General features: G+C 40.7%; 1 protein-coding gene. It reads left to right on the forward strand.

Annotated features, from left to right (window positions below; genetic code table 11):
* Nucleotides 1-963 precede the first annotated feature (963 nt).
* Nucleotides 964-1,143: a TraY domain-containing protein gene (locus AB6D80_RS25020; RefSeq protein ID WP_017097351.1), complete on the forward strand. Its 180-nt coding sequence runs from the start codon at nucleotides 964-966 to the stop codon at nucleotides 1,141-1,143.
* The last annotated feature ends 85 nt before the right edge of the window (nucleotides 1,144-1,228 follow it).

Genomic DNA, 1,228 nt, shown 5'->3' on the forward strand with positions numbered 1-1,228 from the left:
GACTTAAATCCGATCTCAAAAGGCGTCTTAGGGTTCCGCGCGTTCTCTTCTTCAACGACACGTTGATACAATTCAATCAAATCCAGCTTCCGATCCTTACGCTTACGGCGATACTCCGCATCGTAACTCGATTTATCGAGCGGGGGAGGGGAGGAGTCGTGTCCAGGCGTCTTCATAACATTCACCGTCCACGTTTAAAGCACACAGCACTTCATCCCGAGGGATAAACAAGCGGTGTGATTGAGAATGTGTTGTTTGGGCTTTAGCCCACGCCAAGGCTGAGTCAAAGGAGTCATATTTTGAGGTCCAATAGGTTTTTGGGGAGTGTTTAGATTGGTTGTCCAAACGGTGAAATTTCACGCTATCTCAACCGAAGAAACAAATCAAATCCCGTTTTTTAGACACAAAAAAGCCGGCTACTATTGGGAAGCCGGCTTTTTTGCAAGTGCTATATGGTCAGAGTACCACCTCTAACACACTCTAAATCTTAGAAAAAACACACTACATAGGGCACTACTGGTTAGCAGCCAATGTAGTGTGTTTTAACCTTAACGACCTAAAGCAAGTATAGCGCAGCGTCGCCTGATATTTCAATCTTTAAGTAACCTTGTGGTTTTTCCCTTTACATAATCTAAATAATACGCACGGATAAAAAACCGATAAATAACAAAAAGATAACAAATAACCTTAGAAAAATTTATAGCACATTGAGGGAGTGAAATTAAAATAATTAATATATTAATTATGCCTAATAACAATAGCGCCAACATTAAAACCCCATTTATTTTCTTTAAAATCAGCACCTTAATTTGGTGCGTATTATTTAGATTATGTTAAATTCAAGAAATGATAAGTAAGTCACAAACTCAACAAAATTAGACGCCAGTGAGCGATTACATGACTCATTGATGTTTCGGTCTAAACGAGAGCGTTTCGGTTTTTTCTATTTAGGAAGACTTTTGTATGAATTTTAAATCAGAATGTAGGGTTGAGAACAAGGAAGTCGGTATCGCTTTTAATCTCTCATCAAAGGCGAATAAAACGTTAACGCTCTCGGCGAAAAGAGCAGAGCGGGCCAAAAAGCGCGAAGGGAAACTTCGATTAGAAGATCACCTCAAACGTTTTCCTAATTGGTCGCTGTAACGAATGAGATTGCCGTCTGGGATTATTACCTCAGATGGCCTCGAAGGTGGGCTGCCTTCACGATTGCAAAAAGCGCCGCAGAGGG

Source organism: Vibrio sp. 10N.247.310.17 (genome assembly GCF_041466605.1).
Lineage (GTDB): Bacteria > Pseudomonadota > Gammaproteobacteria > Enterobacterales > Vibrionaceae > Vibrio > Vibrio tasmaniensis_A.

What these genes read in the sequence shown, in the direction of transcription:
- AB6D80_RS25020 (WP_017097351.1), top strand. Translation starts at nt 964, where the DNA reads ATGAATTTTAAATCAGAATGTAGGGTTGAGAACAAGGAAGTCGGTATC.